Source organism: Streptomyces sp. CO7 (assembly GCF_053474865.1).
Map to the genome: position 1 here is coordinate 22,786 of NZ_JBRIOU010000007.1, position 3,484 is coordinate 26,269.

The following is a 3,484-nucleotide window of genomic DNA, read 5'->3' on the forward strand; positions in this document are numbered from 1 at the left end:
CTCCTCCGCGAGCCTCATCAGCGCCCGTCCGAACCCCCGTCCCCGCACCGCCTCCTCGGTCGCGACCTCGTAGACGTACGCGGCGTCGGACTCCGCCGCGCCCAGCCGGATCCACAGCAGCCCCGCCCGCGCCTCCTCGTGCTCCAGCACCCAGAACTCCATGCCCGGGGTGCCGAGTCCGTCCGGCAGGAGCTGCGTCTGGTCCCGGCGGGCCTTGGCCAGGGCCTCCTCCCGGGGCACGCCGCGGACGATCCAGTCACGGGCGTACTGCTCGGCTGCGGTCGCACGCCAGGACCGGAACTCCTCGGGCGTCATGGTCCGGACCCGGCTGCCGGCGGGCGGTGGGGCGGACGCGGGGGTCCCGTCGAGCCGCTTCTCCATGGTCCGGTTGCGCTCGGTGTACCCCAGCGCGACCGCCAGCCGCAGCCCGGCCTCGGCCTCCGCGGGCACCGTGGCCTCGATCCGCCGGCAGCCCCACATCCGGGCGACCTCCTCGGCGGCCAGCGCGGCCACCGTGGCCCGGCCGCGCCGTCGGTCCGCCTCGTCGATCCGCAGGTCCAGCACACGGGCGACCGTGTCGCCGAACGCCGGCGAGGTGCCCAGGCGCAGTACGCCGACGGGCCTGCTGTTCACGCACACCTGGAAGCGGCGCGAGCGGGTCCCGTCGGCCTCCTGCTGCAACGGCTCGGTGGGCCGCAGGGTGGTGGTCATGCGGTGTTCCTACCCCACGGGGAGCCCCGCGGCCCCCCGGTGCGCGGACCGGTTCCCGCACCGGTTCACGGGTCGAGGTCGTCGCCCGACCGCTCCGCGAAGAGCCGCATCGCCTTCGCCGTCAACGGTCCGTCGATGCCGGGGAGTTCACGGTCGTCCACGCGGTGCACCGCCTGCACGTCGCGGAGCGAGGAGGTCAGGAACACCTCGTCGGCGCGCTCCAGGACGTCCATCGGCAGGTCGGTCTCCCGCGCTCCGGTCCATTCGGCCACCAGCTCGCGGGTGATGCCCGCCAGGCAGCCGGAGGCGAGCGGCGGGGTGAGGATCTCGCCGTCCAGCACGACGAAGACGTTGGAGCCGGTGCCTTCGCAGAGCTGCCCGACGGTGTTGCCGAACAGGGCCTCGGAGGCGCCCTGTTCGTGGGCGCGGGCGAGCGCGACGACGTTCTCCGCGTAGGAGGTGGTCTTCAGTCCGGTGAGCGCGCCGCGCTCGTTGCGGGTCCACGGCACGGTGATCACCGCGGTGGAGTCCGGGCGCACCTTGGCCTCGCCGAGCGCCACCACCAGCGTGGTGCCCCGGTCGCCGCGGTCGGAGCCGAGCGGGCCGTGGCCACCGGTGCAGGTGATCCGCAGCCGGCCCAGCGGCAGGCCCGGGTTGGCGTCGATCACGGCCGCGCAGGCGCGGCGGACCTCGTCGGCGTCCGGGGCGGGCAGGCCGAGCCCCCGTGCGGACCGGGCGAGCCGGTCCAGGTGGCGGGTGAGGGCGAAGGGCTTCCCGTCGACCGTCTTCACCGTCTCGAAGATGCCGTCCCCCACGGTCAGTCCGTGGTCGAGGACGGAGACGCGGGCGGACTCGATGTCCTTGAGCCCGCCGTCGAGCCATATCTTCACGAAAGGGTCCCTCCACTGGTGTCGTACGTTCCCGACGCTACCGCGAGCAGCCGGGACGCCTTGAGCTCGGTCTCCGCCCACTCCCGGTCCGGGTCGGAGTCCCAGGTGATCCCGGCGCCGGTCCCGAAACGCAGCACGGCGGAGCCCGGGCCGTCCCGGTCGATCCAGAAGGTGCGGATGCCGACGGCCAGCTCGGCGCGCCCGCGGTCGGCGTCGACCCAGCCGATGCCCCCGCAGTAGGGGCCGCGCGGCCCCCGCTCGAGCGCGGCGAGGATCGACAGGGCGCTCTCCTTGGGGGCGCCGGTCACCGAGCCGGGCGGGAACGCGGCGGCCAGCAGCTCGGGCCAGCCGGCCCCGGGCAGCAGCTCGCCGCGCACCGTGGAGACCAGGTGGACCAGGCCGGGGTGCTTCTCCACCACGCACAGGTCGGGCACGGTGACGCTGCCGGTGCGGCAGACCCGGCCCAGGTCGTTGCGGACCAGGTCGACGATCATCACATTCTCGGCCGTGTCCTTGGGCAGCAGGTCGGCCTCGGTCCGCCCGGTGCCCTTGATCGGGCCGGACTCCACGGTCCGCCCGTCGCGGCTGAGGAAGAGCTCCGGGGAGGCGGTGGCGATCTCCACCCCGTGCTCCGGCAGACGGATCGTTCCTGCGTACGGCGCCGGGTTGCCGCGCGCCAGCAGCGCCGTCAGGTCGTCGACGTCGGCGTGCGGGGCGACGGGGGCGGCGAGGACGCGGCAGAGGTTGGCCTGGTAGACCTCGCCGGCCGCGATGTGCCGGTGGATGCGGCGCACGCCCTCGGTGTACGCGGCGCGGTCGAGCGAGGACGTCCAGTCGCCGGGGGCGGGCGCGGGCCACCGTCCGGGGACCGGCGCGGGAACCGGCTCGGCGCGGACGTCGGCGAAGCGGGCGCAGGTCAGGCGGCCCTCGTAGTCGGCGGCGACGGCCCAGAAGCCGCTGGAGTCGAGCGCTGCCGGGTCGTCGGTGACGTCGAGCAGGCCGGTGGCGACGAGGCCGCCGAACCGGGCGAGAGGTGGGAGGTGCTGCACTCCGCCGAGTGTAGGTCGGGACGGGACGAAGCTTTCCGGGCCGGTGGTGCCGGGCGCCGCGGGCGCACGCGTGTGGACCTGCCGGAACGCGCTGCGGTGAGGTCCGCCGCGGCATGCTGGGCAAACGCGTTTTTGTACTGGCCCGGGAATGGGCTAAAGTTCAACACGTCGCCGGGACGCGGAAGCGGACCGAAACGACAGGCGGACGTAGCTCAGTTGGTAGAGCGCAACCTTGCCAAGGTTGAGGTCGCGAGTTCGAGCCTCGTCGTCCGCTCGCATGAAGAGCAGGGGATCTTCCCGAACCCCTGTGCTCCTGGTGGAGTGGCCGAGAGGCGAGGCAACGGCCTGCAAAGCCGTCTACACGGGTTCAAATCCCGTCTCCACCTCCAAGGACGATTAGCTCAGCGGGAGAGCGCTTCCCTGACACGGAAGAGGTCACTGGTTCAATCCCAGTATCGTCCACCGGTCCGCAAGGACCTGATCCGCAAGGATCCCCGCGCGATTAGCTCAGCGGGAGAGCGCTTCCCTGACACGGAAGAGGTCACTGGTTCAATCCCAGTATCGCGCACGCGGTAGGCACGGCCCCCGGGCCGCGCACCTGTCCCGAGGACGATTAGCTCAGCGGGAGAGCGCTTCCCTGACACGGAAGAGGTCACTGGTTCAATCCCAGTATCGTCCACACCATCGCGAAGCCCCCGTCCACCTCGGTGGACGGGGGCTTCCGCGTTTTCCGGCGTCAGGACGAGAAGAGCATCCGGCCGAAGCTGTGCGGGCGGTGGTGCCCGCCGTGGCCGTGGTGGCCGGCGTGCGGAGCGCCCCAGGCCGGGGCACCCG

The 3,484-nt window shown here is 72.9% G+C and carries 3 protein-coding genes, 5 tRNA genes and 1 pseudogene; 5 read left to right on the forward strand and 4 right to left on the reverse strand.

Going from position 1 to position 3,484, the window contains the following annotated elements:
* The 3 genes from ACOV8S_RS23850 to ACOV8S_RS23860 all read right to left on the reverse strand — a co-directional run.
* Positions 1 to 711, reverse strand: a 711-nt coding sequence (locus ACOV8S_RS23850; RefSeq protein WP_448320179.1) for a GNAT family N-acetyltransferase, incomplete at its 3' end; no start/stop codon positions are given.
* Positions 712 to 776: 65 nt separating this feature from the next.
* Positions 777 to 1,601 (reverse strand): aminotransferase class IV, encoded by an 825-nt coding sequence (locus ACOV8S_RS23855; protein ID WP_448320180.1) that lies wholly within the window; start codon positions 1,599 to 1,601, stop codon positions 777 to 779.
* On the reverse strand, positions 1,598 to 2,650 hold the full coding sequence (locus tag ACOV8S_RS23860) for a chorismate-binding protein (protein ID WP_448320182.1): 1,053 nt from the start codon (positions 2,648 to 2,650) through the stop codon (positions 1,598 to 1,600). The genes ACOV8S_RS23855 and ACOV8S_RS23860 overlap by 4 nt, the downstream gene beginning before the upstream one ends.
* 201 nt (positions 2,651 to 2,851) lie before the next feature.
* Here ACOV8S_RS23860 and ACOV8S_RS23865 point away from each other — a divergent pair.
* The 5 genes from ACOV8S_RS23865 to ACOV8S_RS23885 all read left to right on the forward strand — a co-directional run bounded on the left by ACOV8S_RS23865 (position 2,852) and on the right by ACOV8S_RS23885 (position 3,329).
* Positions 2,852 to 2,924 (forward strand) — tRNA-Gly (locus ACOV8S_RS23865).
* 41 nt (positions 2,925 to 2,965) lie between these two features.
* Positions 2,966 to 3,039, forward strand: a tRNA-Cys gene (locus ACOV8S_RS23870).
* 1 nt (position 3,040) lies between these two features.
* Positions 3,041 to 3,112 (forward strand) — tRNA-Val (locus ACOV8S_RS23875).
* 34 nt (positions 3,113 to 3,146) lie between these two features.
* Positions 3,147 to 3,218 (forward strand) — tRNA-Val (locus ACOV8S_RS23880).
* Positions 3,219 to 3,257: 39 nt separating this feature from the next.
* Positions 3,258 to 3,329, forward strand: a tRNA-Val gene (locus tag ACOV8S_RS23885).
* 57 nt (positions 3,330 to 3,386) lie between these two features.
* Here ACOV8S_RS23885 and ACOV8S_RS23890 read toward each other — a convergent pair.
* Positions 3,387 to 3,484: pseudogene (locus ACOV8S_RS23890) on the reverse strand (zf-TFIIB domain-containing protein); the annotation flags it as partial.